Source organism: Enterococcus hailinensis (assembly GCF_045862035.1).
GTDB lineage: Bacteria > Bacillota > Bacilli > Lactobacillales > Enterococcaceae > Enterococcus_A > Enterococcus_A hailinensis.
On the sequence record NZ_BAAFRV010000051.1, the window covers coordinates 1 to 1,531 of the forward strand.

Below are 1,531 nucleotides of genomic sequence, written 5' to 3' on the forward strand. Positions count from 1 at the left end.
ATTCAATCTGTCACATCTAAACGAAATAATATTCCTAGAAAATCACTGGATTATCGAACACCTTTGGAAGTATTTTTGAGTTACGTAAGTATTGATGATTTGTCTAACTTAATTTGACAATTAAGATAATCAAATAAAATCTGTGCTATTGATCAACCAGTCTCAGAAATACAACCTTGTTAATTATTCTGAGAAAAAACTTAAAGATAATTGGAGTAAAGAAGGAAATTTTGATTTTGATTCAGTGGAGCCTGTATCCAATGAAAGAGTCTTGAAGGCTCAATTTAAAAATTTGGAATTACCAGTAATAGCTGGAATAAGTATTCCTTCAATTAACTTATCACTACCAGTTTTTAAAGGATTAGATAATTCAGCTTTACTATCGGGTGCAGGTACTATGAAACCTGAACAACGATTAGGAGAAGGAAATTACGCTTTAGCAAGTCATAGCGTACAAAATAAGACGTTACTATTTTCTCCTCTGGAGTTCATTTCTGTGCAACAAAAAATCTATTTAACCGATTTGAAAAACATTTACACATATAAAGTCAATTTCAAGGAAAAAGTAGATCCAACTAGAGTAGAGTTCATTGATAATATTCCCCAAAAAAAATTACTTACTCTGATCACTTGTGGTGATGATGAAGCAAAAACACGCTTAATAGTACAAGGTGAATTAACAGATATCACAAACTTCAATAGCACAGATAAACAGACTCGATCATTATTCATGTAACAAAAAGATAGTTTTATCAATTCTGACAATTTTTGACAAAAAATGCTTCATAAAAGATACTCTAAATAAATCCATGAAAAAGCTTCAAAAATGACGTAAGAACGATCATCTTTGAAGCTTTTTATTGATTAGTAATACCATTTATCAGTCCCTAAGTTTTGGTATGGATAATTTCGATCATAGCTTTCTTATATCAGTACAATATTTTAGTTTACATAATCTAAATTAAACAAAGTTATTTCATTTGGGCGAATGTTAGGATTAAGCGCAACACATGATTGTTTTAGTATAACGATCGTTCGTGATTTGATCTATTATAACATGTTTCGATTTCTGTATACATAGTATTGTTCGTTTTATTCTTTTTTATAACAATGTAAAATCGCTTTGTTGGTTTCTAGAAAGCTTTCGAATACTCCAAATTAAATTTGTGCTGCGGTGATTTCCACTTAAAAAGTTTTCGTGGCCGTAAATTCATACTTTGAACAGCTTGGTTGATCTTATTTTGAGAAATATTTTTAAAATTAGATGGTTTTGGAAAATATTCTCTGAGTAATCCATTATGGTTCTCATTTGATCCTCGTTCATGTGGTGCACATGAATTGGCATAATAGATTTTGCAGTCAAAAGTGTCTTCAATGAGTCCAATTTCAAACTGATTGACAAACTCGCTTCCACGGTCACATGTGATCGATTTCACACCGTGTGGATACATTTCCACTAGACGCTTAATTGCTGTCATCATGGATCTACCCGTCTTGTTGGGTATCTTAATTGCTACATAATGCCTTGTTT

2 protein-coding genes and 1 pseudogene are annotated in these 1,531 nt (G+C 31.4%); 2 read left to right on the forward strand and 1 reads right to left on the reverse strand.

Going from position 1 to position 1,531, the window contains the following annotated elements; genetic code table 11:
* A pseudogene (locus ACKTSC_RS13375) lies at window positions 1–117 on the forward strand (IS30 family transposase); the annotation flags it as partial.
* 31 nt (window positions 118–148) lie between these two features.
* The gene (locus ACKTSC_RS13380; RefSeq protein ID WP_326931252.1) at window positions 149–736 is read left to right on the forward strand and encodes a class A sortase; all 588 of its coding nucleotides are present in this window, start codon (window positions 149–151) and stop codon (window positions 734–736) included.
* Between the two features lie 397 nt (window positions 737–1,133).
* Here ACKTSC_RS13380 and ACKTSC_RS13385 read toward each other — a convergent pair.
* On the reverse strand, window positions 1,134–1,531 hold a 398-nt coding region (locus ACKTSC_RS13385; RefSeq protein WP_407857829.1), incomplete at its 5' end, for an IS30 family transposase.